A 25681-nucleotide genomic window follows, 5' to 3' on the forward strand; every position below is an offset into this window, starting at 1 on the left:
CTTACTCTGCTGCCTGCTGCAATTGCAGCGCTTCCCAGACACGGCCGGGCGTCGCCGGCATTTCCAGCCTGTTGTGGCCAAGCGCATCGGTGATCGCATTGATCACGGCGGGCGACGAACCGATCGCCCCGGCCTCGCCGCAGCCCTTGATGCCGAGCGGATTGCCCGGGCAGAGCGTGCTCGAATGCGAGATCTTGAAGGACGGCACGTCGTCGGCGCGCGGCATGGCGTAGTCCATGAAGGATGCCGTCACCGGCTGGCCGTTGTCGTCATAGACGGCGGCTTCCAGCATGGCCTGGCCGATACCCTGGGCGATGCCGCCATGCACCTGACCCTCGACGATCATCGGATTGATGAGGCGGCCGAAGTCATCGACGGCAACGAAGTCGATGATGTCGGTCTTGCCGGTGCCGGGGTCGATTTCCACTTCGCAGATGTAAGTGCCTGCGGGGAAGGTGAAGTTGGTCGGATCGTAGAAGGCGCTTTCCTTCAGGCCGGGCTCCATGCCGTCCGGCAGGTTATGCGCGGTGTAGGCGGCGAGCGCGACCATCGGCAGCGCGATGGACTTGTCGGTGCCTGTCACCTTGAACTCGCCATTCTCGATGACGATGTCGCCCTCCGCGGCTTCCAGCTGATGCGCGGCGATCTTCTTCGCCTTGGCTTCCATCTTCTCCATGGCTTTCAGGATCGCGCTCATGCCGACGGCGCCGGAGCGGGAGCCATAGGTGCCCATGCCGAACTGCACCTTGTCGGTGTCGCCATGGACGATGGAGACCTGCTCGATGGAAATGCCGAGACGATCGGCGACAAGCTGCGCGAAGGTCGTCTCGTGGCCCTGGCCGTGGCTGTGCGAGCCGGTGAGGATCTCGATGGTGCCGACGGGATTGACGCGCACCTCTGCGGATTCCCACAGGCCCACGCCGGCGCCGAGCGAACCGACAGCCTTCGACGGCGCGATGCCGCAAGCTTCGATGTAGCAGGAGAAGCCGAGGCCGCGCAGCTTGCCGGCAGCTTTCGATTGGGCCTTGCGCGCGGGGAAGCCTTTGTAATCGATGGTCTCCAGCGCCTTGTCCAGCGCTGCGCCAAAATCGCCGATGTCATAGGCCATGATGACGGGCGTCTGGTGCGGGAACTGGGTGATGAAGTTGGTTCGCCGCAGCTCGGCCGGATCGACCTTCAACTGCCGCGCTGATGTCTCCATCAGGCGTTCGAGCAGATAGCTCGCCTCGGGGCGACCGGCGCCGCGATATGCATCCACCGGCGTGGTGTTGGTGTAGACGCCCATGACCTCCGCATAGATGGTCGGGATGTTGTACTGGCCCGACAGCAGCGTGGCGTAGAGATAGGTCGGCACCGAGGACGAGAACAGCGACATATAGGCGCCGAAATTCGCGTGGGTCTTCACGCGCAGGCCAAGGATCTTGTTGTTGGCGTCGAAGGCCATCTCGGCGTGAGACATGTGATCGCGGCCGTGCGCGTCGGTGAGGAACGCTTCCGAGCGATCACCGGTCCACTTCACCGGACGGCCGGTTTTCTTTGCGGCCCAGAGCGCCACCATCTCTTCGGGATAGATGAAGATTTTCGAGCCGAAGCCGCCGCCGACATCAGGAGCGATGACGCGCAGCTTGTGCTCCTGCGCGACATTGTAGAAGGCAGAGAGCACGAGCCGCGCCACATGCGGGTTCTGCGACGTGGTGTAGAGCGTGAAATGCTCTTCGGCGTCGTCATATTCGGCGACAGCCGCGCGCGGCTCCATCGCGTTCGGGACGAGGCGGTTGTTGGTCAGCTCAAGCGAAACCACATTCGCGGCCTTCGCGAAGGCCTCATTGGTGGCCTTCTCGTCGCCGATCGACCAGTCATAGACCACATTGCCCGGGGCCTCCGGATGCAGCTGCGGCGCGCCCTGCGCAATGGCCGCCTTCATGTTGCTGACGGCGGGCAGTTCTTCGTATTCGACGACAACGGCTTCCGCTGCGTCCTTCGCCTGGTTCTTGGTCTCAGCAATGACCACGGCGACGGCCTGTCCGACAAAGCGCACCGTGTCCGGCGCCATCGCCGGCCATGCGCCCATCTTCATGGGCGAACCGTCTTTCGAGGTGATGGCCCAGCCGCAAATCAGATTGCCGATCTTGTCGTCGACAAGCTGCTGGCCGGTGAGAACGTCCACCACCCCCGGCATGTCCTTCGCCGCGGACGCGTCGATACTCTTCACCTTGGCATGGGCGTGGGGACTGCGGATGAAATGGGCGTGGGTGAGGCCGACGACCTTGACGTCGTCGACATAGCGGCCGCGGCCGGTGATGAATCGCTTGTCTTCCTTGCGCGCAACGCGTGCGCCGATGCCTTCAACGCCCATCCTGTGGGTCCTCTCCCTGCCGGAGTTCTTGATTGTCCGCGGCTTTCACCAAAGCGCGCGGTCGGCTCAGCTCAATTCAAGTCGCCGCAGCTCATTCAGCCGCTTGCGCAACCTTCATGCGTCCGGCGGCGTCGAGCACCGATTTGACGATGTTGTGGTAGCCGGTGCAGCGGCAGATATTGCCTTCGAGCTCGTGGCGGACCGTCTGCTCATCGAGGTCGCCATTGTGGCGATGCACAATGTCGATGGCCGACATGATCATGCCCGGCGTGCAATAGCCGCACTGCAAACCATGATTGTCGCGGAAGGCGGCCTGCATGGGATGCAGCTGGTCACCCTTCGAGATGCCTTCGATGGTGGTGACGCTGCAGCCATCCGCCTGGCCGGCCAGCGTGGTGCAGGATTTCACCGCCTTGCCGTCGATATGGACGATGCAAGCGCCGCATTGCGACGTGTCGCAGCCCACATGGGTGCCGGTGAGGTTGAGGTTTTCGCGAAGCAAATGGACGAGAAGCGTCCGGTCTTCGACCTGGACGGAAACGGCTTTGCCGTTGACCGTCAGTTTTACTGTGGACACGTGCAGACCTCCCGATGATTTTTAATTGGTCTAATTAGAAGCGCGGGGTGGGGAGTTTGCAACTGGGAAATTGGTGGGGCGGTTCTTCCCCTCTCCCGCTTGCGGGAGAGGGGACTGCAAATTTGTCTCTTCAACTTCGCTGTCCGCGATGCTCTATTCCGCCCGCAATATGCCGCAAGCTATTGGCGGCCATAACAATTCCGTATCAGGGAGTTTTCGGGAGTGATCGACAAGCGCGTAGCCAGCCTGGCCGATGCCGTGGCTGGGGTGAAGGACGGGGCAACCGTTCTGGTGGCCGGATTCGGTACCGTCGGGATCGCGGATGATCTGCTGGAGGCGCTGCACGAACAGGGGGCGACCAATCTCACCATCGTCCATAACAATGCCGGCAACGGCGATGTCGGCCTCGCCCGCCTGATCAATTCCGGCCGCGTCTCGAAGGTGATCTGCTCCTATCCGCGCTCGGGCGACTACAGCGCGTTCCTGAAAGCCTATCGCGACAAGACGCTGGAACTCGAACTGGTGCCGCAGGGCATCATCAGCGAGCGCATGCATGCCCATGCCGCCGGCCTCGGCGGTTTCTTCTCGCCGGTAACCGCGCATACCAAGCTCGCCGAGGGCAAGGAAACCCGCGAGATCGACGGCGTGCTGCATGTGTTCGAGAAGCCGCTGAAGGGTGATGTCGCGCTGCTTCGCGCCATGAAGGCGGATCGCTGGGGCAATCTCGTCTACAACCAGTCAGCGCGTAACTTCAATCCGATCATGGCCATGGCCGCCGATCTCAGCATCGTCCAGGTGGACGAGATGGTCGAGCTCGGCAGCATGGACCCTGAAGCGGTGGTGACGCCCAGCATTTTCATTGATCGCATCGTGGTCGTCGGAGCCAAGAATTTGGGAGCAAAAGCATGACGACTTACAAGCCGCTCAACCGTGACCAGATGGCCTGGCGCGCCGCGCAGGACCTGCAGGAAGGCGCCTACGTCAATCTCGGCATCGGCATGCCCACCCGCGCCGCGAGCTATGTGCCGGATGGCCGCGAGGTGATCTTCCACAGCGAGAACGGCATTCTGGGCCTCGGCCCCAAGCCGGAGCCTGGCACCGAAGACGAAAACCTGATCGATGCCGGCAAGAACTACACGACGCTGATCAAGGGCGGCGTGTTCATGCATCATGCGGATGCGTTCCTGATGATCCGCGGCAAGCATCTCGATGTCAGCCTGCTCGGTGCGTTTGAAGTGTCGGAAGCCGGTGATCTCGCCAACTGGACCACGGAAGATCCGAGCTTTCCGCCCGGCGTCGGCGGCGCCATGGATCTTGCGGTCGGCGCGAAGGAAATCCGGGTGATCATGGATCACACCGACAAGTCGGGTCAGCCGCGCATTCTGAACAAGTGCCGCCTGCCGCTGACGGCGCCGGGCTGCGTCAAGCGCATCTATACGAATCTGGCGGTCATCGACGTCACCGAACAGGGCCTGTTCGTGCGCGAGATGGTCGAGGGCATGACGCTGGAGAAACTGCAGGAGCTCACCGAGCCGAAACTGCAGCTGGCCAATAACTGGCAGGCGCTGGCCGCGCCGGCGATGGCCGCTTGATACGATTAGTTTGGCGCGGATGGAGCCAGCGGGCGACACGCCCGATGCGCTCCATCCAGCCGTTCCGTCCGCTTATCGCCCGATGCTCGCCGCTTCTTCCGCGGCGCGCTGCATGCTCGATGACATCTCGCTGGTCACCACGCTCTGCTGCTCGACCGCCGCCGCCGTGGCGGTGACATATTCGCTGACATTCTGGATCTCGCTCTTGATCGCATTCAGCGCATCGACCACGTCGCTCGAGATCCCGTTCAGGCTGCCGATCTCGCCGGAGATCCGGTCGGTGGCCTGACGTGCCTGGGTCGCGAGATTCTTCACTTCGGACGCCACCACGGCAAAACCACGACCGGCCTCGCCCGCGCGCGCCGATTCGATCGTCGCATTGAGCGCCAGCAGATTGATCTGGCCGGTGATATTGCCGATCAGCTCGACGATCCCGCTCATCGCCTGGGCCGCAGCCGACAGGCGCTGCGCCTGACCATCGGCGAGTTCGACCTTCCCAACCGCCGACATCGCCGTATCGCGCGACTTGGTCATCGCGTCCGAGATCTCGCGCACCGATGCGTTCAGTTCCTCGGCGCCGGCCGCCACCGATTCCATCATGCCACGGACACGCTCGCTCTTCATCCGCGCGATCACCTGCGCGGTGACGTCGGAGGCATATTTCACGACCTTGTAGGGCGCGCCGTTGAGATCGAGAATCGGATTGTAGGAAGCCTGGATCCAGACCTGCTTTCCGTTCTTGCCGATACGCTGATATTCGGCGGTCTGATAGTCGCCGCGGCGCAGACTTGTCCAGAACGCCTGATAAGCATCGCCACTGCGTTCGTCGGCGGTGACGAACATGCTGTGATGCTTGCCCTGGATCTCCGACAGAGCATAACCCATCACAGACAGGAAGTTCTCATTGGCATTGAGCACGATACCATCGAGATTGAATTCGATCACGGCCTGTGACTTGCCGATCGCCTCGATCTGTCCGGAGAAGTTTGCCGTGCGCAGCTTCTGGTCAGTGACATCCGACGCGAATTTGATGATCTTGATCGGCACACCGCGCTCGTCGAGAATCGGGTTATAGGTGGCCAGTATCCAGACCTCCTTGCCACCCTTGCCGACCCGCTTGTATTCGGCCGCCTGATATTCGCCGCGGTTCAGGCTCGCCCAGAACGCACGATAGGCTGCGCTCTCGCGATCCGCCGGCATCACGAACATGCTGTGATGCTTGCCGCGGACCTCGTCCAGCGTATAGCCCATGGCATCGAGGAAAATCTGGTTGGCCGATACGATGGTCCCGTCGAGATCGAATTCGATCATCGCCTGCGAACGCTCGATGGCGGCGACCTTGCCGCTATCCTCGAGGCCGCGCATCTTCTGTGCGGTGATATCGCTGCAGAACTTGACGATCCGCACCGGCTTGCCAGCATCGTCCATGATCGGATTGTAGGAGCCGTGAATCCAGACCTCGCGGCCACCTTTGCCAAGGCGCTTGAACTCGCCGGTCTGATGCACGCCGCGCGCCAGCACCGCCCAGAAATCACGATAAGCATCGCTGTCGCGCGACTCGGGCATGACGAACAGGCTGTGATGCTTGCCCTGAATCTCAGCGAGCGTGTAGCCCATGGTCGCCAGGAAGTTTTCGTTTGCGGTGATGATCGTGCCGTCGAGATTGAATTCGATCAGCGCCTGCGACTTGTTGATCGCCGTCGCCTGAGCAAGCGCGTTCCGCGCAGCTGTAGTCGTCAACCACTGCAACATTGAAAGACTTTCTTGTTATGGATTCCCGGAAAATCGTATCGTCAAAAAAACCAGACTGGCTCGCGCAGGTGAGTCGGACACGACAGCGCTAGCTGGTATGATCCTCTCATCGATCTCCGAAAAATTCATTAAGTGGAAAACTAGATTGCGCCGCTTTCCCTTGGCTTACGCACGGCCCTGAACCGAATAATCCCGCCTCTCAAACACTTCGCCGTGCCTTTCTGATAAAGATAAATGTGATAGTTGAGCGAGTTCTGCATCCATCAACTGCTCGCGGCAGGAGAATGGGGCATGGCGCTGCTCGCAATCGAATATTATAAGTACGAAATCCGACACTCTTTTCGCCTTGATCGAACTGCAAACCGACATGCTGCTTCTCGCCATCGACACTGCTCTCGACGCCTGCGCTGCCGGTATTCTCGATACGGGTACCGGGCAGCTGGTCGCGCACGAGTCCCTGCCGATGAAGCGCGGCCATGCAGAGGCGCTGATGCCGCTGCTGGCGCGCGTGATGGCCCAATCCGGCATCGCGTTTTCCGCGCTCGACCGGGTCGTGGTGACCACCGGACCGGGCAGCTTCACTGGCCTGCGGGTGGGCCTTTCCGCCGGGCGCGGCATCGGCCTGGCTGCCGGCAAGCCTGTGGTGGGCGTGACCACGCTGGCGGCCTATGCAGCCCCGGTGGTGACCCGCAGTGGTGAAGCGCCGATCATCGCCGCCATCGATGCGCGGCATGACCATGTGTATTTCCAGGCGGTGAGCGGCAACGGCACGTCACTGCAGCGCCCTTGCGTCGTGCCGATCGAGGAAGCCATCGAAGCTGCCCGGTTCGGGGCGCCGTATCTGGTCGGCAATGCCGCGAACCTGCTGGCCGCGCGATGGCCGATCGACGCGCCGCAACCGGTCGCCATCGACGAACAGGCCGCGCCTGACATCGCGTGGGTTGCCTGGCTCGGCGCCGCCGTCGATCCGCAGACAGCGCTGGCGCGACCGTTCTATCTGCGCGCGCCGGACGCCAAGCCGCAGGCGAGCCTGATGGGCAGTCTCGACCAGGCCCAGCCGGCACCATGACGCTGCCATCCTGGTTCCCGTTTTTCCGCACTGCGCCAGCGGTGGTCGAAGCCGCGACACCAAAAGATGCGGGGGCATTGGCGCGACTGCACGCCGCGTCGTTCCATCGCGGCTGGGGTGACGGCGAATTCGACCAGATGCTGCGCGAGCAGAACACGCTGATCCACCGGCTGCGCCAGGGCCGCAACATCATCGGGTTTGCCGCATCGCGACTCGCGGCGGATGAAGCCGAAATCCTATCCATCGCGGTATCGCCGGAGCAACGCGGCCGCGGGCTGTCGCGCGAATTGTTCATGACCCATCTCGGTCATCTTTCCGGTCGCGGCGTGCGCACGGTGTTCCTCGAAGTGGAGGAAAACAACATGCCGGCGAGACGGCTCTATGACCGTACCGGCTTTGCGGTGGTGGGCCAGCGCGAGCGCTATTACAAGGAGGCCAACGGTGCCGAATTGAACGCCCTGATCATGCGCCGCGACTTGTCCTGACGACGCCCCGGTGGCAAAAGAAGCCCATCAGGACAAGAACCATGACGGCATTGAAATCAACATCTTCCAAAGTGAGCGGCATCGAGGCGCGCTGCGCTGCGACAGGCATGCGCATGACCGAACAGCGCCGCGTGATCGCGCGCGTCTTGGCGGAAGCTGACGATCATCCGGATGTGGAGGAGCTCTATCGCCGCTGCGTCGCCATCGACGACAAGATCTCGATCTCGACGGTTTATCGCACCGTGAAGCTGTTCGAGGATGCCGGCATCATCGAACGCCACGATTTTCGTGAGGGCCGCGCGCGCTACGAGACCATGCGCGATACGCATCACGATCACCTGATCAATCTGCGCGACGGCACCGTGATCGAATTCACCTCTGAAGCCATCGAGAAATTGCAGGCTGAAGTCGCCGCCAAGCTCGGCTACAAGCTCGTCGACCATCGGCTCGAGCTGTATTGCGTGCCGCTCGACGAGGACAAATCCAAGCAGTGAGCTTCGATCTCGTCATTTTTGATTGCGACGGCGTGCTCGTCGATAGCGAGGCACTGGCCTGCGTGGTGCATGCCGATGTGCTGACGGCCTATGGCTATCCGATCACCTCGGCACAGGTGCATGAGCGCTTTCTCGGCCGCTCGGCGCGCGAGGCGCGCGCGGAAGTCGAAGCCGAAATGGGCCGCATATTGCCGGACGACTATACGGACTCGCTGCGATCCACGATCGACCGGGTGTTCGGCGAGCAGTTGCAGCCGGTGGCGGGAATCGACGATGTGCTGGCCGGCCTCGCGCAGAAGAAATGCGTCGCCTCCTCCGGCACGCCGACGCGGATTCGCTCAAGCCTGACCACCACGAAACTGATTCATCATTTTGGCGAGCATCTCTATTCGGCCCTGCAGGTCGAGCGCGGCAAACCGGCGCCGGACCTGTTCCTGTTCGCCGCCGCCCAGATGGGCGTCGACCCCGCCCGCTGCGTGGTGATCGAGGACAGCATCCACGGGGTCACAGGAGCCGTTGCGGCGGGCATGACGGTGCTCGGCTTCCATGGCGGCGCCCATTGCAGCCCGGCCACCGCCGGGGCCCTGCAGGCCACCGGAGCCCATCTGGTGTTCGACGACATGCGGCAGCTGCCGGCCCTGATCGCTGCCGGCGTCCCCGGCGAGCGGGCCTTCGATCCGACCTAACCCGTTGTAACGATTATATTTTGCCGCTAGCGCTGGATTTATCGGGCGTGAGCCTATAATTGAACCCCGCGCACAGAATGCGCTTTCTCCAAGATTTCAGGTTCCATGACCGCGCCGCGCAAGCTGCACATCAAATCCTTCGGCTGCCAGATGAACGTCTACGATGCCCAGCGCATGGTGGACACGCTGGCGCCTGAGGGATTCATCGAGACAGCCAATGCCGACGATGCGGATCTGGTGATCCTCAATACCTGCCACATCCGCGAAAAGGCTTCCGAGAAGGTCTATTCCGAGCTCGGCAAGCTGCGCCTCGCCAAGGCGGAAGCCGCGCAGCAGGGCAAACAGATGAATGTCGTGGTCGCCGGCTGCGTCGCCCAGGCCGAGGGCGACGAGATCATCCGCCGTGCGCCCGTGGTCGACGTCGTGGTCGGACCGCAGAGCTATCACAACCTGCCGCAGCTGCTGGCCAAGGCCCGCGGCGGAGAGCGCGCGCTGGATACGGATTTTCCGGTCGAGGACAAATTCGGCTTCCTGCCGGCACCTAAACCGGCGGCGATTCGCGCTCGCGGCGTCTCGGCTTTCGTGACGGTGCAGGAAGGCTGCGACAAGTTCTGCACGTTTTGCGTGGTGCCCTATACGCGCGGCGCCGAGGTATCGCGCCCGGTGGCGCAGATCGTCGAGGATACCAAACGCCTCGCCGACAACGGCGTGCGCGAGATCACGCTGATCGGCCAGAACGTCAACGGCTATCACGGCGAGGGCCCGGACGGCCGCCCGTGGGCGCTCGGCACGCTGATCTTCCGTCTGGCCGAGATCCCCGGCATCGCCCGCATCCGCTATTCGACCAGCCATCCCCGCGATGTCGAGGATACGCTGATCGCAGCGCATCGCGACCTGCCGCAGTTGATGCCCTTCGTGCATCTGCCCGTGCAGTCCGGTTCGGACCGGATTCTCGCGGCCATGAACAGAAAACATACGGCAGCGTATTATCGCCGGGTCATCGAGCGTTTTCAGTCTGCACGCCAAGACATTGCTTTTACGTCGGATTTCATCGTCGGCTTCCCCGGCGAGACGGAACAGGACTTTGCCGACACACTCGCGCTCGTCACACAAATCGGTTACGCTGGCGCGTATTCGTTCAAGTATTCGCCGCGACCGGGTACGCCGGCTGCGGAGTTGCAGGAGACGGTGTCACAGGCCGACATGGACGAGCGACTGACGCGGCTACAGACTTTGATCGACAGCCAGCAAGCGGCCTTCAACAAGGCTGCCGTCGGAAAGACTGTCGATGTGCTGTTCGAGCGCGCCGCCCGCAATCCCGGCCAGATCGTCGGCCGCACGGCCTTCCTGCAGCCGGCCCATGTGATGGCCTCCGAAGACATCATCGGCCAGATCCTGCCGGTCCGGATCGACAGCCTCGAGCGCTACAGCCTGATCGGCACGCTGGCGTCAGCTTCACGCCCTAATCTTTCATCGCCTGAGTTATCGCAGCCTGTTCTCACCGCCACGGGAGCCTGAATTCTTGGCAAAGAGTGCATCGGATTCGTCTACGCTCGCTGCTCGCAAACCCGACTTTACCGCATCAGCCGAGACGCAGGTCGTCATCGACTTCGACGATAACCGCGCGGCCTCCGCATTGGTCGGCCCCTATGGCCAGAACCTCGCGCTGGTGGAACGACGATTGAATGTCGTCGTCGACAGCCGCGGCAATCACATCACGCTCACCGGCACCCGCGACGCCTGCGACGCCGGTCGCCGCGTGCTCGAAATGCTCTATACGCAGGCCGCACAGGGCATCGAACTGGCGCAAGGCGATGTGGAAGGTGCGATCCGTGCCACGCTGGCGCAAGGCTCGCTGTTTCCGTTCGATCCGAAACATCCGTCGAAGCCGATCTCGAATTTCGAGGCGATCAATCTGCGCAAGCGCCCGGTGCGTGCGCGCACAGCCGCGCAGGACTCCTATATCCGCGCGCTCAAGAGCAACGAACTCGTGTTCGGCGTCGGCCCGGCCGGCACCGGCAAGACCTGGCTCGCGGTGGCACATGCCTGCATGCTGTTCGAGCGCAAGGAGGTCGATCGCATCATCCTGTCGCGTCCCGCGGTGGAAGCCGGCGAACGCCTCGGCTTCCTGCCCGGCGACCTCAAGGAGAAGGTCGATCCCTATCTGCGCCCGATCTATGACGCGCTCTATGACCTGATGGATGCGCGCGTGGTCGAGCGTGCGCTGGCCGCCAATGAGATCGAAATCGCGCCGCTCGCCTTCATGCGCGGCCGTACGCTGACCAATGCGGCCATCATTCTCGACGAAGCACAGAACACGACATCGATGCAGATGAAGATGTTCCTTACGCGTCTCGGCGAGAACAGCCGCATGATCATCACCGGCGACCCGTCGCAGGTGGACTTGCCGAATGGCCAGGTCTCCGGCCTGTCCGAAGCCGTACGCCTTCTCGATGGCGTGCAGGGCATCGCGCAGGTGCATTTCAAGGGCGAAGACGTGGTTCGCCATGAGCTGGTGGCACGCATCGTTGCCGCCTATGAGGGAGCAGCGCCGAAACCTTCGATCAAGGAAGCTTCGACGAAGGCAGCGGCCACCAGGGACTAATGCAAATAACCAGGACGAACGACGGAGCTGCACCGAGCTCCGTCGATGAGAAAAACTATTCAAACATGACGACCCATATCCCACCTGCGACCGAAGTTCTCGTCGTCGCCGACTGCTGGTCCGCCGAGCCCGAGGCCGACGCGATCATTCATCGCGCCATCGAGGCTGCATCGAGCATGGTCGAGGACGACACCGCCGATGCCGAACTCGCGATCATGCTCACCGACGATGTTGGCATCCGCACGCTGAACAACAACTGGCGTGGCATGGACAAGGCGACCAATGTGCTCTCCTTCCCGGCATTGCAGCCGCCGGAAGGCGCCGAGGTGCCGGACGACATGCCGATGATGCTGGGCGACATCGCCATCGCCTATGAGACGACACGCCGAGAAGCGGACAACGAAGAGAAGCCGTTCGCCAACCATCTCAGCCATCTCGCTGTCCACGGCTTCCTGCATCTCGTCGGTTATGACCATGAGGACAACGAGCAGGCCGAGGAGATGGAGCAGCTCGAACGCGAGATCCTCGCGACGCTCGGCATTCCCGACCCCTATGCGGATAGTGATCCGCGAGCAAATCAGGGCGAGGTGACCTGACATGCCGGAGGGCGATAGTAACAATACGGCGAACAACCTGCCCGCAGTGGTTCATGACGGCGAGGTCATCCGCCCCGCCGCCGAGAACTGGCTGACGCGCGCCATCCGCTCGCTGTTCGGATGGAAGACCGGATCGGTGCGTGCCGATCTGCAGGTGGTCCTCGATGCCTCGGAGCCGGAAGAGACCGGCTTCACCACCATCGAGCGCACCATGCTGCGCAATATCCTCGGCCTCAACGAGCGCCGCATCGCCGATGTGATGGTGCATCGTTCCGACATCGTCGCGGTCAAACAGGACATTTCGCTCGCCGAGTTGATGAGCCTGTTCGAGAGCGCCGGCCATTCGCGCCTCGTTGTCTATAACGAGACACTCGATGACCCCGTCGGCATCGTCCATATCCGCGACCTGCTCGGCTATATGACGATCAAGGCGCGCAGCGAGCCGAAGCCGGCCACGGCGAAGCGCAAGAAGCCGCTGCCCGCCGGGCTCGATATGCGTACCGTCGATCTCGCACAGACCCTTGTGGAGACCGGCATCATCCGCAAGCTGCTCTATGTGCCGCCGTCCATGCGTGCCATCGACCTCCTCGCGCAGATGCAGGCGGCGCGCCTGCATCTCGCCCTCGTGGTCGACGAATATGGCGGGACCGACGGCCTGGTTTCCATCGAGGACATCGTCGAACAGATCGTCGGCGAGATCGACGACGAGCATGACAGCGAAGAACCGCCCTCGATCGTCAAGCAGGGCGACTATTTCATCGCCGATGCCCGCACTAGCCTCGAAGAAGCACGAAAGTTGATCGGCCAGGATTTCGAGACCGGCGAGGACGGCGAGGACGTGGAAACGCTGGGCGGCTATATCGTCACCCATGTGGGCCGCCTGCCCGTGCGCGGCGAAGTGATCGCAGGCCCCGGCGAATTCGAGATCGAAGTGCTCGATGCCGATCCGCGCCGCGTCAAGCGGCTGCGCATCGGCCCGCGCAAGGAGCGCCCTGCTCCGCGCGTCCGCGAAGCACGCAAGCGTGGCGCGCCCACCGACACCGCCAGTTCGCAACCGACTGACACTGCGAATCCGCCCCCCTCCGGAGACAGTGCGGGAACGCCGTGATCCCCAAGCCATGATTCCAAAGCCATTGCGCGATGTCGCACTCAGCATCATCCTTGCCTGGGGCTGGCGGCGTGCCGCCATTGCCTTCTTTGCCGGCGCCTTCTCGTCGCTGGCGATGGCGCCGTTCAATGCCTGGCCGATCCTCTTCATCACATTTCCCGTCGTCGTCTGGCTGATCGACGGCGCGGCCGCCGGCAAGATGCGCGGCATCCCGGCTGCGGCCATGGCCGGCTGGTGGTTCGGCTTCGGCTACTTCGTGCCGGGTCTGTACTGGATTGGCTATGCTTTCCTCGTCGATGCCGACACATTCGCATGGCTGCTACCGGCCGCGATCTGCGGCCTGCCCGCCTATCTCGCGCTCTACACCGCGCTCGGCTTTGCGCTGGCGCGGCTACTCTGGACCAGGGATGCATCGCGCGTACTGGCGCTTGCGGCGAGCCTCACGATCGGCGAATGGCTGCGCGGGCATATGCTCACCGGCTTCCCGTGGAATGCGTTCGGCTATGCGCTGACCGAGCCGCTCGCTCTCGCACAGACCATGTCGCTGATCGGCCTGTGGGGCATGACATTCCTCGCCGTCGCGATCTTTGCATCGCCTGCCGCGCTGATCGACAGCCGCTCGCGCGCGCAGCGACCATGGCTCGCGCCAGCGCTTGCAGCGTCCCTGCTGGTCGTGATGGGCATCTATGGCACCGTCCGCCTGGCGCGCATGCCAACGGAGTATGTGGCCAATGTGAAGCTGCGCATCATGCAGCCCAATATCTCGCAGGACAAACGCTTCAACTACTCCGCCAAGGCGGACGTGATGAGCAAGTATCTGGCGCTGTCGGATCGCTCGACCGGGCCGGAGAATAGCGGTGTCGGCTCGGCCAATGTGCTGATCTGGCCGGAATCCGCCTTCCCGTTCTTCCTGTCGCGCGAAGCCGATGCGATGGCGCAGATCGCGGATCTGCTGCCGAAGGGCACCGTGCTGATCACCGGCGCCGTGCGGCCGCCGGATCAGCCACCGGGCACGCGCGTCACCCGCGCCTATAATTCGATCTTCGTCATCGATCACGACGGCACCTTCCTCTCCGTCTATGACAAGCTGCATCTCGTTCCATTCGGTGAGTATCTGCCGTTCCAGAACCTGCTCGAAAAGATCGGCCTGCAGCAGCTCACCAAGGTTCATGGCGGCTTCATCCCGGGCACGCGGCGCAAGCCGATGGACGTGCCGGGCGCCCCGCCGATGCTGCCGCTGGTCTGCTACGAAGCCGTCTTCCCCGACGACATCGTGATCCAGAATGATAGGCCCGGCTGGATCGTCAACCTCACCAATGACGGCTGGTTCGGTATCTCCACCGGTCCCTATCAGCATCTGCAGCAGAGCCGGATCCGCGCTATCGAAGAGGGGCTTCCGCTGGTTCGCGCGGCGAACACCGGGATCTCCGTCGTTGTTGACCCGGTCGGTCGCATCGTCGCGCAGCTCGGTCTTGGTATCGAAGGCGTGCTCGACTCCCGCCTGCCTGCGGCGATTCAGCCCACTTTTTACGCGAAAGCCGGCGATCTTCCCGCGGCGATTGGTATTGCACTGGCTATCGTTTTGGTCGTTCGCCGCCGGGCAAAGTCCCGCGGTTGATAGTAACTCAACTATTTTAGATAGTTACGACGGACCACATCCGGGATTGATAATTCGCACAACGTCTACTGATGAAGGCTTTCTAAGCTAGCTTTGTTAGCTTTAGTTCTCGCTATTTGAGAAAATAATGCATCAGAGGCTCAAATTTTCTACTTAGGAAGATTTACGCCGCTGCTATATAGTCTATTAGGATACCGTCGGCTCGCCACTGATGCCGATCTGCGACGGGCGTCTCTCTGCTCCGTCTCCCCATTTTGTGTACCAGGAGTGATCGAGATGTCGACGAAAGCGCCCAATCCTGTTGACAAATATGTCGGCAGCCGTGTGCGCATGCGCCGGATAATGCTGGGCATGAGTCAGGAAAAATTGGGCGAAGCGCTCGGCCTCACATTTCAGCAAGTACAGAAATACGAGAAGGGCACCAACCGCGTCGGCGCCAGCCGCCTGCAGCAGATTTCGGAAATCCTCCAGGTGCCCGTCTCCTTCCTGTTCGAGGGCGGCCCCGGTGCTATCGAAACCAGCAATGGTTTCGGCGAAGCAGCCTCCCCCACCTACGTGTCGGATTTTCTCGCGACGTCCGAAGGCCTCGCACTGACGCGCGCTTTCACGCGCATCTCCGATAGCAAGCTTCGCCGCAGCATCGTCGATCTCGTCGAACAGATCGCCGCCCGCGAAGCGACGGAAGCGAACTAACGCGCTCGTTTGTTGGGTGGGCAAAGACGCGCAGCGTCTTGCCCATCCTCGATACGACAGTCCCTCGCGATTTTAGGCCGGTATTCGTCATCGCGCCGATGGCGGAATGCGCGTTTCGGCGCTATCACCGCGCCATGATGACTGACGACAATACCGACGAATCCAAGCGCTATACCGGCTCCTTCTTCGGACGCCGCAAAGGCCACAAATTGCGCGACCATCAGGCCGATCTGATGACCACGCTTCTGCCCGCCCTCACCGTGGACATCACGCAGCCCGCCCCGGCGGATCTGCGTCAGTTGTTCGACGGCGATCTCGAAGCCGTGCGCCTCGAGATCGGTTTCGGCGGCGGCGAGCATCTGGTCGCCGAAGCGCTCGCGCATCCGCATATCGGCTTCATCGGCTGCGAACCCTATATCAACGGCATGGCCAAGATCCTCGTGCAGATCGAGGCGCAGGGGATACGCAATATTCGCCTCGTCGCCGGCGATGCCGCGGAACTGCTGAACTGGGCACCGGCACAGTCGCTGAAGCGCATCGACCTGATCCATCCCGATCCCTGGCCGAAGAAGAAGCACTGGAAGCGCCGCTTCGTGCAGGACGCCACACTGGCGACCATGTCCCGCGTGCTGATGCCGGCAGGCGAGTTTCGTTTCGTCTGCGATATCGAGAGCTATGTGGCGTGGACGCTGTGGCACGTCACGCGCTCACCGGCTTTCACCTGGCTGGCCGAGCGCGCCGACGACTGGCGCCTGCCATGGCCGAACTACACCATGACGCGCTACGGCCGGAAGGCGACGCGCGAAGGGCGCAAGGCGAGCTATCTGATGTTTCGGCTGAAGTAAGATCGTGCCTCACTTGTCATCGCCCGACTCGATCGGGCGATCCAGTAGACACCGGCGCCTATGCTTTGTTGACGTCGGTTACTGGATCACCCGCTTTCGCGGGTGATAACAATCAGAGCAGCGACGCCCCGCTCACAGCATGTTCGGCAACACGCGATCCGGCGGCTTGTGCGCATCGAGGAAGGTGCGGATGTTGATGATCACCTTCTCGCCCATTTCGACACGGCCTTCCACCGTTGCCGATCCCATATGCGGCAGCAGCAGCACCTTGCCCGCCTTGGCGAGACGCACCAGCTTCGGATTCACCGCAGGCTCGTGTTCGAACACGTCGAGCGCGGCACCGGCGATGTCACCGGTCTCGATCAGCTTGGTCAGCGTCTCCTCGTCGATCACCTCGCCGCGCGCGGTGTTCACGATATAGGCGTCCTTGCGCATCAGCTTGAGACGACGCGCCGACAGGAGATGGAATGTCGCCGGCGTGTGCGGACAATTCACCGAGATGATGTCCATGCGGGCCAGCATCTGGTCGAGTGAATCCCAGTAGGTCGCGCCGAGTTCGTCAGCGATCACGGGGGCGACCGGCTTGCGGTTGTGATAGTGGATCTGCAGCCCGAATGCCTTGGCGCGACGCGCCACCGCCTGGCCGATGCGGCCCATGCCGATGATGCCGAGGCGCTTGCCGCCGAGCCGCTTGCCGAGCATCCAGGTCGGTGACCAGCCCTGCCAGTCCTCACGTCCCTCGGTGAGGATCGCCGCGCCCTCGATGAGGCGGCGCGGCACCGCGAGGATCAACGACATGGTCATGTCGGCCGTATCCTCGGTGAGCACTTTTGGTGTGTTTGTGACGGTAATGCCCTTGGCCTGGGCCGCAGCGACATCGATGTTGTCGACGCCATTGCCAAAATTGGCGATCAGCTTCACCTTGCAGTCGGGCTGATCGAGCAAGTCCTTGGTGATTTCGTCAGTGACGGTGGGAACCAGCACGTCGGCGGTGCGGATCGCCTCGGCGAGCTGCTCCTGCGTCATCGGCACATCGTCGACATTGAGACGGGCGTCGAACAATTCGCGCATCCGCGTCTCGATGGAATCCGGCAGACGGCGGGTGACGACAACGAGGGGCTTCTTCTTGATCGTCATATCCTGCTCACTCGCCCCTTGTTCGTTCAGTCCGCATTAACCCGGTTGATCGAAACTCCGGCAGCCGCGCAAATGCACCGTTTCCTCGGGTTCCCCGACACTTAACCGGGTGTCGTGGTCAGTGTCTTGGGCCTTCGGTCCTCTCTATCAGAGAACAGGGCCGAAACAAGAACCTCAAGGCGAGCGTGCAATGCGACAATGATGGAATGGGACGAGGTTGGGTTAATGACGGCGGGGCGTTTTGCGTATGCGGGTTTGGTGGCGGCACTTTTGGTCGCAGCAATCGATCCGGCTCTCGCCGCCAGTAACGTCCCGCTCGGCGCCAGCGGCTTGCCGGTGCCGCGCTATGTCAGCCTGAAATCCGACCATGTGAATGTCCGCGCCGGCCCCACCAAGGATAACGATGTCGCCTGGGTCTATACCAAGGCCGGCCTGCCCGTTGAGATCACGGCCGAATACGAGAACTGGCGCCGGGTCCGCGATTCCGAGGGCTCCGAGGGTTGGGTGTATCACTCGCTGCTGTCCGGCCGCCGCACCGCGGTGGTGACCATGAAGCACAAGGACGAGCTGGCCGCGATCTATGACGATCCGAACCCGCAAAGCGCCGTCGCCGCGCGCTTGCAGGCCGGCGTGGTCGCACAGGTGCGGCGCTGCCGCGACGGCTGGTGCCGCGTCGTCGGCACCGGCTTCGACGGCTGGATCGAGCAACAGCGCCTGTGGGGTGTGTATTTCGACGAAAAGGTGAATTGACGGAATGCGCCCCGGCCTCCTGGCCTTGGCACTTGCGCTTTTGCCGCAACTTGCCCTCGCGCAATCCGCCATCGAGACCTGCCTCGCCATTGGACAGCCGCTGACCGAGGCCGCACCACTCGCACGCACCGCCGCGCGGCTCCGGGCCAATGAGCCGTTGCGCATCGTCGCGATCGGCTCGTCGTCGACGCGCGGCCTGTGGCAATCCGACCCGGCGCTGACTTATCCCGGCATGCTGAAATCCGAGCTGGAGCTGCTGAAGCCGGGCCTGCAGGTCGCGATCACCAATAGCGGACGCAATGCCGATACCATCCCCGGCAATGTCGCGCGCTTCGAACGCGACGTCTTCGCGCACCGGCCCGATCTGGTGATCTGGCAGATCGGCACCAACGACGTCACCTGGCTACAGAGCGGCGACAGCCTTGCCAGCAGGATCGTCGAGGGCATCCGTCAACTGAAGGCCAGGGGCGCCGATGTGGTGCTGATGGATCAGCAATACGCGCCGGTCATCCTCGCCTCGAACCACAGCAAGATGCAGGCGAGCATCGCAGAGGCCGCGAGGCAGGAGAACGTGCCGCTGTTCTCGCGCTTCGACCTGATGCGCCGCGCCGTCGAAGGCGGGCTGCCGATGACCGCGCTGACGAGCTGGGACGGACTGCACAGTTCGGCCGACGGCTATGCCTGTGTGGGCCGTGCGCTGGCGCGGGCGATCGTGGCGGCGATGCCGGAGCCCCAAAATGAAACTGCGCCGGCGAAACGCCAGCGCAGGAAATAATCCGCTTCCTTGAGCAAGGCCGGGCGCAGCGCGCCCGTGCAGCCTTAGCGCTTCTTGCGCAGGCGAACGACCATGTCGATGCGGCTGATCTCGAAGCCTTCCGGCACGTCCGGCATCTTGGTCAGGACGAGATTCTGGTTCGGGATATCGACCAGCTCGTGATTGTTCTCGAAATAGTAGTGGTGGTGCGTCGTCACATTGGTATCGAAATAGGTCTTCGTACCATCGACGCTGACCTGACGGAGCAGGCCCGAGTCGGTGAGCTGGTTCAGCGTGTTGTAGACGGTCGCCAGCGACACCGGCACCTTGGCCAGGGTGGCTTCCTCATAGAGCATTTCCGCGGTCAGGTGGCGGGCGCCCTTGCCGAACAGCAGCCAACCCAGCGCCATGCGCTGACGGGTGGGACGCAGGCCGACCGACTGCAGCATTTCGTTGACGTCATGCCACGGGCAACCAGTCAGGGCCGGCTGGCGGCCATGATTGATTTCGGCAACCGCAGTTGCGTCGTCCATCGTCGAAATGCTGTCGCTCATATCCACGTCAGTAATCCTGTCACTTCCACGCAATTCTACTCGGAAATTCCCCAATAATATAAAAAGGAAGGGCTCCAGATGCAAGATTTTCGCAACTAGACGGTCCGCCCCGGGGAACCGTGCATCGCAGCACGAGGGCCGAACCCAATTATGCCGTTAAAAGCGGGTGATACGCCGCTTTGCCGCCTTATGAGCGTATGATAGAGAGCCCCGAACCGGGACAGGTTCCCGCGACATTTGGAACAATTCTATATGGGCTTTCTTGGTCAAAGTCAGCCCTTGGACAGCAGTGGACCCAGAAAGCCCGGTATGCTTCAGGACAAAAAGAACAGCTACACTTACGAAGACCTGCTGGCTTGTGGCCGCGGCGAGCTGTTCGGACCAGGTAATGCCCAGCTACCGCTGCCTCCGATGCTGATGTTCGACCGCATCACCACCATTACCGAAGACGGTGGCGAATTCGGCAAGGGCTTCATCCAGGCCGAACTCGACGTCAATCCGGACCTCTGGTTCTTCGCCTGTCACTTCAAGAACGACCCGGTGATGCCGGGCTGCCTCGGCCTCGACGCCATGTGGCAGATGGTCGGCTTTTTCCTCGGCTGGTCCGGCGGTATTGGTCCCGGCCGCGCGCTCGGCCTCGGCGATCTGAAATTCTCCGGCCAGGTACTGACGAATGTCAAAAAGGTCGTCTACACCATCGACGTCAAGCGCGTGATGCGTTCCAAACTGTGGCTCGGCATTGCCGATGGCTCGCTTTCTGCCGATGGCGAGATTATCTATCGGGCAAAGGACCTGAAGGTCGGCCTGTTCAAGCAGGATGCCACCGCAACACAGTCGGCAGCATAGCAGCCACTGTATCTCGACGGCGGTTTCCGAGGGGGCGACCGCCGAGTCCACAACACGTAATTCAAAGGGCGAGACGATCATGAGACGGGTTGTCGTCACCGGGATGGGCATTGTTTCATCCATCGGAAACAACACGCAGGAAGTGCTTGCGAGCCTCCATGAGGCCAAGTCCGGCATTACGCGCGCCGAGAAACATGCAGAGCTGGGTTTCCGCTCGCAGGTGCAGGGCGCGCCGACCATCAATCCTGCCGACGTGGTCGATCGTCGCGCCATGCGCTTCCTCGGTGAAGGCGCTGCGTGGAATCACATTGCCATGGAGCAAGCGATCCAGGACTCCGGCCTGTCGCCGGAAGAAGTTTCCAACGAGCGCACCGGCATCATCATGGGCTCCGGCGGCCCGTCGGCCCGCACCATTGTCGACAGCGCCGATATCACCCGCAGCAAGGGCCCGAAGCGCGTCGGTCCGTTTGCAGTGCCGAAGGCGATGTCGTCGACCGCGTCCGCGACGCTCGCGACCTGGTTCAAGATCAAGGGCGTGAACTACTCGATCTCGTCCGCCTGCGCGACCTCGAATCACTGCATCGGCAATGCCTATGAGATGATCCAGTGGGGCAAGCAGGACGTCGTATTTGCCGGCGGCTGCGAAGAACTCGACTGGTCGCTGTCGGTGCTGTTCGACGCTATGGGCGCCATGTCGTCGAAATACAACGACACCCCGGCCACCGCTTCGCGTCCCTATGACGTCAATCGCGACGGTTTTGTCATCGCCGGCGGCGCTGGCGTTCTCGTCATCGAAGAACTCGAACACGCCAAGGCGCGCGGCGCCAAGATCTATGGCGAAATCGTCGGCTATGGCGCGACCTCGGATGGCTACGACATGGTCGCCCCGTCGGGCGAAGGCGCCGAGCGCTGCATGAAGATGGCGCTGGCCACCACCGGCGGCATCAAGATCGACTACATCAACCCGCATGCGACCTCGACCCCGGCCGGCGATCCGCCGGAAATGCAGGCGATCCGCAACGTGTTCGGCGTCGGCGACAAGTGCCCGCCGATCTCGGCGACCAAGGCGCTCACCGGCCATTCGCTCGGCGCCACCGGCGTGCAGGAAGCCATCTATTCGCTGCTGATGATGCAGAACGGTTTTGTCTGCGAGAGCGCCAACATCACCGAACTCGACCCGGTGTTCGCCGACATGCCGATCGTGCGCAAGCGCATCGACAATGCCAAGCTCGGCGCCGTGCTGTCGAATTCGTTCGGCTTTGGCGGGACGAACGCAACGCTGGTGTTCAAGCGGCTTGATGCGTAACCGCTGACCTGAACACTCATACTGTCATCCCCGCGAACGCGGGGATCCAGTAAACACCGGCCGCGCCGATCAAGTACCAACAATTGAGTTTGCTGGGTCACCCGGTCAAGCCGGGTGACGACAGGGAGAGTCACTCCCCATTCCATCCACACGCCCGCATCCGCTCCTGCAGATGCGGCGGCACTGGTGCCGTCACCCGCACCGGCTCCTTGTTCTTCGAGATCGGGATCACGATCTTCCGCGCATGCAGATGCAGCGTCGGCTCGCCGAAGCGTGGCCCATTGCCATAGATATTGTCGCCAACGATCGGATACCCCGACGCCGAGGTATGCACGCGCAGCTGATGCGTACGCCCGGTGACCGGCTCCAGCGCCAGCCAGCTCATGCCGCCACCGCGGCCGAGCACCTTGAAATTCGACACCGACGGCAGCCCTTCCGGGTCCGGCTTCATCCACCAGCCGCGTTCGGCATTGAGCCGCCCGAGCGGCATGTCGATCACGCCCTCGTCGGCCTCTGGCCCACCTTCCACCACCGCCCAATAGGTCTTGGAAATGCGGCTGTGCTTGAACAGCAGGCCGAGCGAGGCGGTCGCCTTGCGATGGCGGCCCAGCACCAGGCAGCCCGACGTGTCCCGATCCAGCCGATGCGCCAACACCGGGGCGCGCGGCAGGCCATATTGCAGGAACCTGAAGGAATTCTCCAAATTCGGCCCACCTTTGGGGCCACGATGCACCGGCAAACCGGCCGGCTTGTCGATCACCAGCATCAGGCCATCCCGGTGCAGCACCCGCGACAGAATGTCGGCTTCGGTCAGATCGCCGACAAGGGCGGGCTCGACGACCGCAACCGGCAGGGCGTCGACGTCACTTTCACTGGCATTGCTTTGATTCATGGCGCGAAACGGCTAACACACCCCCGACATGAGCGACACTCCCCAAACGCCAAAACAGAGCTGGTGGCGACGGCTCTCCGACGGCCTGAAGCGCACCTCGAGCTCGATCGGCTCGGCGGTCGCCGACCTCGTGACCAAGCGCAAGCTCGACCGTGCGATGCTCGAGGACATCGAGGACGTTCTGCTGCGCGCCGATCTCGGCTCCGACGTGGCTGCCCGGATCGCCAAGGCGGTCGGCCAGGGCCGCTTCGACAAGGCCATCTCCGCCGATGAGGTGAAGGCCGTGGTGGCCGCCGAGGTCGAGAAAGTGCTGTCGCCGGTCGCCAAGCCGCTCGAGATCGACACCGCCCACAAACCGTTCGTTCTCCTCGTGGTCGGCGTCAACGGCTCCGGCAAGACCACCACCATCGGCAAGCTGGCATCAAAACTCACCGCCGAAGGCCGCAAGGTGATGCTGGCCGCCGGCGACACGTTTCGCGCGGCAGCCATCGAACAGCTCAAGGTCTGGGGCGAACGCAACAAGGTGCCGGTGATCGCCGGCACGCAGGGCTCGGACTCTGCCAGCCTTGCTTTCTCCGCTGTCACCGCCGCCCGTGACGACAATCGCGACGTGCTGCTGATCGACACCGCCGGCCGGCTGCAGAACAAGGCCGAGCTGATGAACGAGCTCGAAAAGGTCGTGCGCGTCATCAAGAAGGTCGACGCGTCGGCGCCGCATGCGGTGCTGCTCGTGCTCGATGCCACGGTGGGACAAAACGCGCTGTCGCAGGTCGAGGCGTTTCATCGTACGGCTGGGGTCACCGGTCTGGTGATGACCAAGCTCGACGGCACCGCGCGCGGCGGCATCCTCGTGGCGCTGTCGGAGAAGTACAAGCTGCCGGTGCATTTCATCGGCGTCGGCGAAGGCATCGACGATCTCGCGCCGTTCACGGCCGGCGATTTCGCCAAGGCTGTAGCAGGAATCGAGAGCTGAAGACCATGAGCAGCGACGTCATCGACAAGAAGCAACCGCACCCGCTGTTCAAGCTCGCCACCGAGCTCGGCCCGCTGATCATCTTCTTCGTGGCCAATTCGAAGTTCGGCCTGTTCGTGGCCACCGGCGCTTTCATGGTGGCGATCGTCATCGCGATGATCGCGTCCTATGTGGTCGTCAAGCATGTGCCGATCATGGCGATCGTGACGGCTTTCGTCGTGCTGGTGTTCGGCGGCTTGACGCTGTGGTTGCATGACGAGACGTTCATCAAGGTCAAGCCGACCATCATCTACGGCCTGTTCGCCGTAGTGCTCGGCGGCGGCCTCCTGTTTGGCCGTTCCTTCATCGCCATCATGTTCGATCAGGTCTTCAACCTGACGCCGGAAGGCTGGCGTGCGCTGACGCTGCGCTGGACGCTGTTCTTCGCCGCCATGGCCGTAATCAACGAAGTGATCTGGCGCACCCAGAGCACCGATTTCTGGGTGACCTTCAAGGCTTTCGGCGTGATCCCGTTGACCATGGCCTTTGCCGTGGCCCAGATGCCGCTGATCAAGCGCTACAGCATCGAGCCGGCCTCGCTCGCCGAAAGCGAGCGCGATGCGGGCGACGTGACGAAGTGATTCTGTAGGGTGGGCAAAGGCGCGCTTGCGCCGTGCCCACCTTGAGATTCACGGCTGGTCAAGGTGGGCATGCTTCCGCCGTCGCGCTTCGCGCTATGGCGGACAAGTCGCTTTGCCCACCCTACAAAGAGAATTAAACCGCCAGCGTACCAGCCTTTGCGGCCGCATAGCGCTCGCCGATCTTCGTCCAGTTCACCGTATTCCACCAAGCCTTCAGATAATCCGGCCGGCGGTTCTGATAGGTGAGGTAATAAGCGTGCTCCCAGACGTCATTGCCCATCAGCGCGCGCTTGCCGTCCATGATCGGATTGTCCTGGTTCGGACGCGTTTCGATCGACAGCTTGCCGGTCTTGTCGACCACCACGAACACCCAGCCCGAGCCGAACTGACGGCCGCCGGCGGCATTGAAATCGGTCTGGAATTTCTCCATGCCGCCGAGGTCGCGATCGATCGCGGCAAGCACTTCACCATCCGGCTTGCCGCCATTCGGGCCCATGATCTGCCAGAACATGGTGTGATTGGCGTGGCCGCCGAGATTGTTGCGCACGCCGGTGCGGATCGCCTCCGGCACGCTGTTGAGATTGCCGAGCACTTCCACCAGCGGCTTCTCGCCGAGCATCGGCGTGTCCTTGGCGAAGGTGTTCATGTTGGCGACATAGGTGGAGTGATGCTTGCCGTGATGGATCTCCATGGTCTTCGCATCGATATGCGGCTCCAGCGCATTCACCGGATAGGTCAGCGGCGGCAGGATGAAGGGTGCATTGCCTGCAGCCGGCGTCGCAGCAGGCGCGGCGGCCTGGGCGAAAGCGAAGCGCGGCGCGGCAATGGCGGCAGCCATGCCGGTCGCAGCGAACATCAAGTGGCGTCGGGACATCGATGACATGGTGCTTCTCCTGAAAATTTTGCTGTGCCGCCGCGGGCGGCTTTGGCAATTACGTTTGGTTTCAATGCCAGTTTCATATGCGGGCAATGTGACGCGGCACACCAGAACTCATCACGTCGCAGCGAGTTGGCAAAGCTCTAAACGCAACGGCCGGGATCGCTCCCGGCCGTTGGTATTTGTTGGCTCCGCTTAGCGGCGCGGCGGCGGTGCCGTGCCCGGAGGCGGTGGCGGCAGCGAGGCCTGACCGCCGTTCAACAGCGGCGTGATGTTGCGCACGGTCACGCGACGGTTCTGCCGCTCCGGACCATCGGTCTGGATCTTCAGATACTGCTCGCCATAGCCCTGCGACGTCAGGTTCTCCGCGGGCACCTGGAATTGCTGGGTCAGCAATTCGGCTGCCGACTGCGCGCGACGATCCGACAGCGACAGATTGTCGACATCGGAGCCGACCGCGTCGGTATGACCCTCGATCAGGAACACCGCACGCGGA

The 25681-nt window shown here is 62.5% G+C and carries 27 protein-coding genes; 19 read left to right on the plus strand and 8 right to left on the minus strand.

Going from position 1 to position 25681, the window contains the following annotated elements; all coding sequences use genetic code 11:
• Nucleotide 1: 1 nt before the first annotated feature.
• Both ACIQ17_RS14855 and ACIQ17_RS14860 read right to left on the minus strand, forming a co-directional pair.
• On the minus strand, nucleotides 2-2356 hold the full coding sequence (locus ACIQ17_RS14855; RefSeq protein WP_398469818.1) for a xanthine dehydrogenase family protein molybdopterin-binding subunit: 2355 nt from the start codon (nucleotides 2354-2356) through the stop codon (nucleotides 2-4).
• Between the two features lie 91 nt (nucleotides 2357-2447).
• On the minus strand, nucleotides 2448-2933 hold the full coding sequence (locus ACIQ17_RS14860; RefSeq protein WP_398469819.1) for a (2Fe-2S)-binding protein: 486 nt from the start codon (nucleotides 2931-2933) through the stop codon (nucleotides 2448-2450).
• 222 nt (nucleotides 2934-3155) lie between these two features.
• On the opposite strand from ACIQ17_RS14860, the gene ACIQ17_RS14865 reads away from it, so the two are divergent.
• Both ACIQ17_RS14865 and ACIQ17_RS14870 read left to right on the plus strand, forming a co-directional pair.
• The gene (locus tag ACIQ17_RS14865; RefSeq protein WP_398469820.1) at nucleotides 3156-3842 is read left to right on the plus strand and encodes a 3-oxoacid CoA-transferase subunit A; all 687 of its coding nucleotides are present in this window, start codon (nucleotides 3156-3158) and stop codon (nucleotides 3840-3842) included.
• Nucleotides 3839-4525 (plus strand): 3-oxoacid CoA-transferase subunit B, encoded by a 687-nt coding sequence (locus ACIQ17_RS14870; RefSeq protein WP_398469821.1) that lies wholly within the window; start codon nucleotides 3839-3841, stop codon nucleotides 4523-4525. The genes ACIQ17_RS14865 and ACIQ17_RS14870 overlap by 4 nt, the downstream gene beginning before the upstream one ends.
• Before the next feature lie 72 nt (nucleotides 4526-4597).
• Here ACIQ17_RS14870 and ACIQ17_RS14875 read toward each other — a convergent pair whose 3' ends face one another.
• Complete coding sequence (locus ACIQ17_RS14875; RefSeq protein ID WP_398469822.1) at nucleotides 4598-6277, minus strand: PAS domain-containing protein; 1680 nt, start codon at nucleotides 6275-6277, stop codon at nucleotides 4598-4600.
• Between the two features lie 367 nt (nucleotides 6278-6644).
• On the opposite strand from ACIQ17_RS14875, the gene tsaB reads away from it, so the two are divergent.
• From tsaB to ACIQ17_RS14930, 11 genes are all read left to right on the plus strand, one after another.
• Nucleotides 6645-7346 (plus strand): tRNA (adenosine(37)-N6)-threonylcarbamoyltransferase complex dimerization subunit type 1 TsaB, encoded by a 702-nt coding sequence (tsaB, locus tag ACIQ17_RS14880; protein ID WP_398469823.1) that lies wholly within the window; start codon nucleotides 6645-6647, stop codon nucleotides 7344-7346.
• Nucleotides 7343-7831 (plus strand): ribosomal protein S18-alanine N-acetyltransferase, encoded by a 489-nt coding sequence (gene rimI / locus ACIQ17_RS14885; RefSeq protein WP_398469824.1) that lies wholly within the window; start codon nucleotides 7343-7345, stop codon nucleotides 7829-7831. Before tsaB ends, rimI begins: the two co-directional genes overlap by 4 nt.
• Before the next feature lie 41 nt (nucleotides 7832-7872).
• The gene (locus ACIQ17_RS14890; RefSeq protein ID WP_398469825.1) at nucleotides 7873-8325 is read left to right on the plus strand and encodes a Fur family transcriptional regulator; all 453 of its coding nucleotides are present in this window, start codon (nucleotides 7873-7875) and stop codon (nucleotides 8323-8325) included.
• A complete protein-coding gene (locus tag ACIQ17_RS14895; RefSeq protein WP_398469826.1) occupies nucleotides 8322-9011 on the plus strand; it encodes an HAD family hydrolase in 690 nt (229 codons plus the stop codon). Before ACIQ17_RS14890 ends, ACIQ17_RS14895 begins: the two co-directional genes overlap by 4 nt.
• 105 nt (nucleotides 9012-9116) lie before the next feature.
• Nucleotides 9117-10529: a tRNA (N6-isopentenyl adenosine(37)-C2)-methylthiotransferase MiaB gene (gene miaB / locus ACIQ17_RS14900; RefSeq protein WP_398469827.1), complete on the plus strand. Its 1413-nt coding sequence runs from the start codon at nucleotides 9117-9119 to the stop codon at nucleotides 10527-10529.
• A gap of 4 nt (nucleotides 10530-10533) precedes the next feature.
• Nucleotides 10534-11616: a PhoH family protein gene (locus tag ACIQ17_RS14905; protein ID WP_398469828.1), complete on the plus strand. Its 1083-nt coding sequence runs from the start codon at nucleotides 10534-10536 to the stop codon at nucleotides 11614-11616.
• A gap of 65 nt (nucleotides 11617-11681) precedes the next feature.
• Nucleotides 11682-12212 (plus strand): rRNA maturation RNase YbeY, encoded by a 531-nt coding sequence (ybeY, locus tag ACIQ17_RS14910; RefSeq protein ID WP_398469829.1) that lies wholly within the window; start codon nucleotides 11682-11684, stop codon nucleotides 12210-12212.
• Between the two features lies 1 nt (nucleotide 12213).
• Entirely contained in the window at nucleotides 12214-13320 is a 1107-nt protein-coding gene (locus ACIQ17_RS14915; protein ID WP_398469830.1) for a hemolysin family protein, read from the plus strand.
• Between the two features lie 10 nt (nucleotides 13321-13330).
• On the plus strand, nucleotides 13331-14938 hold the full coding sequence (gene lnt / locus ACIQ17_RS14920; RefSeq protein WP_398469831.1) for an apolipoprotein N-acyltransferase: 1608 nt from the start codon (nucleotides 13331-13333) through the stop codon (nucleotides 14936-14938).
• 276 nt (nucleotides 14939-15214) lie between these two features.
• On the plus strand, nucleotides 15215-15631 hold the full coding sequence (locus ACIQ17_RS14925; protein ID WP_398469832.1) for a helix-turn-helix domain-containing protein: 417 nt from the start codon (nucleotides 15215-15217) through the stop codon (nucleotides 15629-15631).
• Nucleotides 15632-15768: 137 nt separating this feature from the next.
• Nucleotides 15769-16476: a tRNA (guanine(46)-N(7))-methyltransferase TrmB gene (locus tag ACIQ17_RS14930; RefSeq protein WP_398469833.1), complete on the plus strand. Its 708-nt coding sequence runs from the start codon at nucleotides 15769-15771 to the stop codon at nucleotides 16474-16476.
• A gap of 132 nt (nucleotides 16477-16608) precedes the next feature.
• On the opposite strand, the gene ACIQ17_RS14935 is transcribed toward ACIQ17_RS14930, so the two are convergent.
• Nucleotides 16609-17613, minus strand: a complete 1005-nt coding sequence (locus ACIQ17_RS14935) for a 2-hydroxyacid dehydrogenase (RefSeq protein WP_398469834.1) — start codon at nucleotides 17611-17613, stop codon at nucleotides 16609-16611.
• Nucleotides 17614-17838: 225 nt separating this feature from the next.
• Between ACIQ17_RS14935 and ACIQ17_RS14940 the strand changes: the two genes are divergently transcribed.
• Together ACIQ17_RS14940 and ACIQ17_RS14945 are read left to right on the plus strand one after the other, a co-directional pair.
• The gene (locus tag ACIQ17_RS14940) at nucleotides 17839-18363 is read left to right on the plus strand and encodes an SH3 domain-containing protein (protein ID WP_398469835.1); all 525 of its coding nucleotides are present in this window, start codon (nucleotides 17839-17841) and stop codon (nucleotides 18361-18363) included.
• A 4-nt stretch (nucleotides 18364-18367) separates the two neighbouring features.
• Complete coding sequence (locus ACIQ17_RS14945; protein WP_398469836.1) at nucleotides 18368-19138, plus strand: SGNH/GDSL hydrolase family protein; 771 nt, start codon at nucleotides 18368-18370, stop codon at nucleotides 19136-19138.
• A 44-nt stretch (nucleotides 19139-19182) separates the two neighbouring features.
• Here the strand turns inward: ACIQ17_RS14945 and irrA are convergent, their stop codons facing one another.
• Nucleotides 19183-19671, minus strand: coding sequence for an iron response transcriptional regulator IrrA (gene irrA, locus ACIQ17_RS14950; RefSeq protein ID WP_398469842.1), 489 nt, complete (start codon nucleotides 19669-19671; stop codon nucleotides 19183-19185).
• A 309-nt stretch (nucleotides 19672-19980) separates the two neighbouring features.
• Here irrA and fabA point away from each other — a divergent pair, with 309 nt between their 5' ends.
• Nucleotides 19981-20517: a bifunctional 3-hydroxydecanoyl-ACP dehydratase/trans-2-decenoyl-ACP isomerase gene (gene fabA / locus ACIQ17_RS14955; RefSeq protein ID WP_398469837.1), complete on the plus strand. Its 537-nt coding sequence runs from the start codon at nucleotides 19981-19983 to the stop codon at nucleotides 20515-20517.
• Between the two features lie 79 nt (nucleotides 20518-20596).
• Nucleotides 20597-21823 carry a beta-ketoacyl-ACP synthase I gene (gene fabB, locus ACIQ17_RS14960; protein WP_398469838.1) on the plus strand — a complete coding sequence of 409 codons (1227 nt, stop codon included), beginning with the start codon at nucleotides 20597-20599 and terminating at the stop codon, nucleotides 21821-21823.
• Between the two features lie 130 nt (nucleotides 21824-21953).
• Here the strand turns inward: fabB and ACIQ17_RS14965 are convergent, their stop codons facing one another.
• Complete coding sequence (locus ACIQ17_RS14965; RefSeq protein WP_398469843.1) at nucleotides 21954-22589, minus strand: RluA family pseudouridine synthase; 636 nt, start codon at nucleotides 22587-22589, stop codon at nucleotides 21954-21956.
• A gap of 154 nt (nucleotides 22590-22743) precedes the next feature.
• Here ACIQ17_RS14965 and ftsY point away from each other — a divergent pair, with 154 nt between their 5' ends.
• Nucleotides 22744-23688, plus strand: a complete 945-nt coding sequence (gene ftsY / locus ACIQ17_RS14970; protein ID WP_398469839.1) for a signal recognition particle-docking protein FtsY — start codon at nucleotides 22744-22746, stop codon at nucleotides 23686-23688.
• 20 nt (nucleotides 23689-23708) lie between these two features.
• Nucleotides 23709-24308: a septation protein A gene (locus ACIQ17_RS14975; RefSeq protein WP_398469844.1), complete on the plus strand. Its 600-nt coding sequence runs from the start codon at nucleotides 23709-23711 to the stop codon at nucleotides 24306-24308.
• 133 nt (nucleotides 24309-24441) lie between these two features.
• On the opposite strand, the gene ACIQ17_RS14980 is transcribed toward ACIQ17_RS14975, so the two are convergent.
• Both ACIQ17_RS14980 and ACIQ17_RS14985 read right to left on the minus strand, forming a co-directional pair.
• On the minus strand, nucleotides 24442-25191 hold the full coding sequence (locus ACIQ17_RS14980; RefSeq protein ID WP_398469840.1) for a superoxide dismutase: 750 nt from the start codon (nucleotides 25189-25191) through the stop codon (nucleotides 24442-24444).
• 189 nt (nucleotides 25192-25380) lie between these two features.
• The coding region (locus tag ACIQ17_RS14985) for an OmpA family protein (protein ID WP_398469841.1) at nucleotides 25381-25681 on the minus strand (301 nt) is incomplete at its 5' end.

It is taken from the genome of Tardiphaga sp. (genome assembly GCF_044340795.1).
GTDB lineage: Bacteria > Pseudomonadota > Alphaproteobacteria > Rhizobiales > Xanthobacteraceae > Tardiphaga.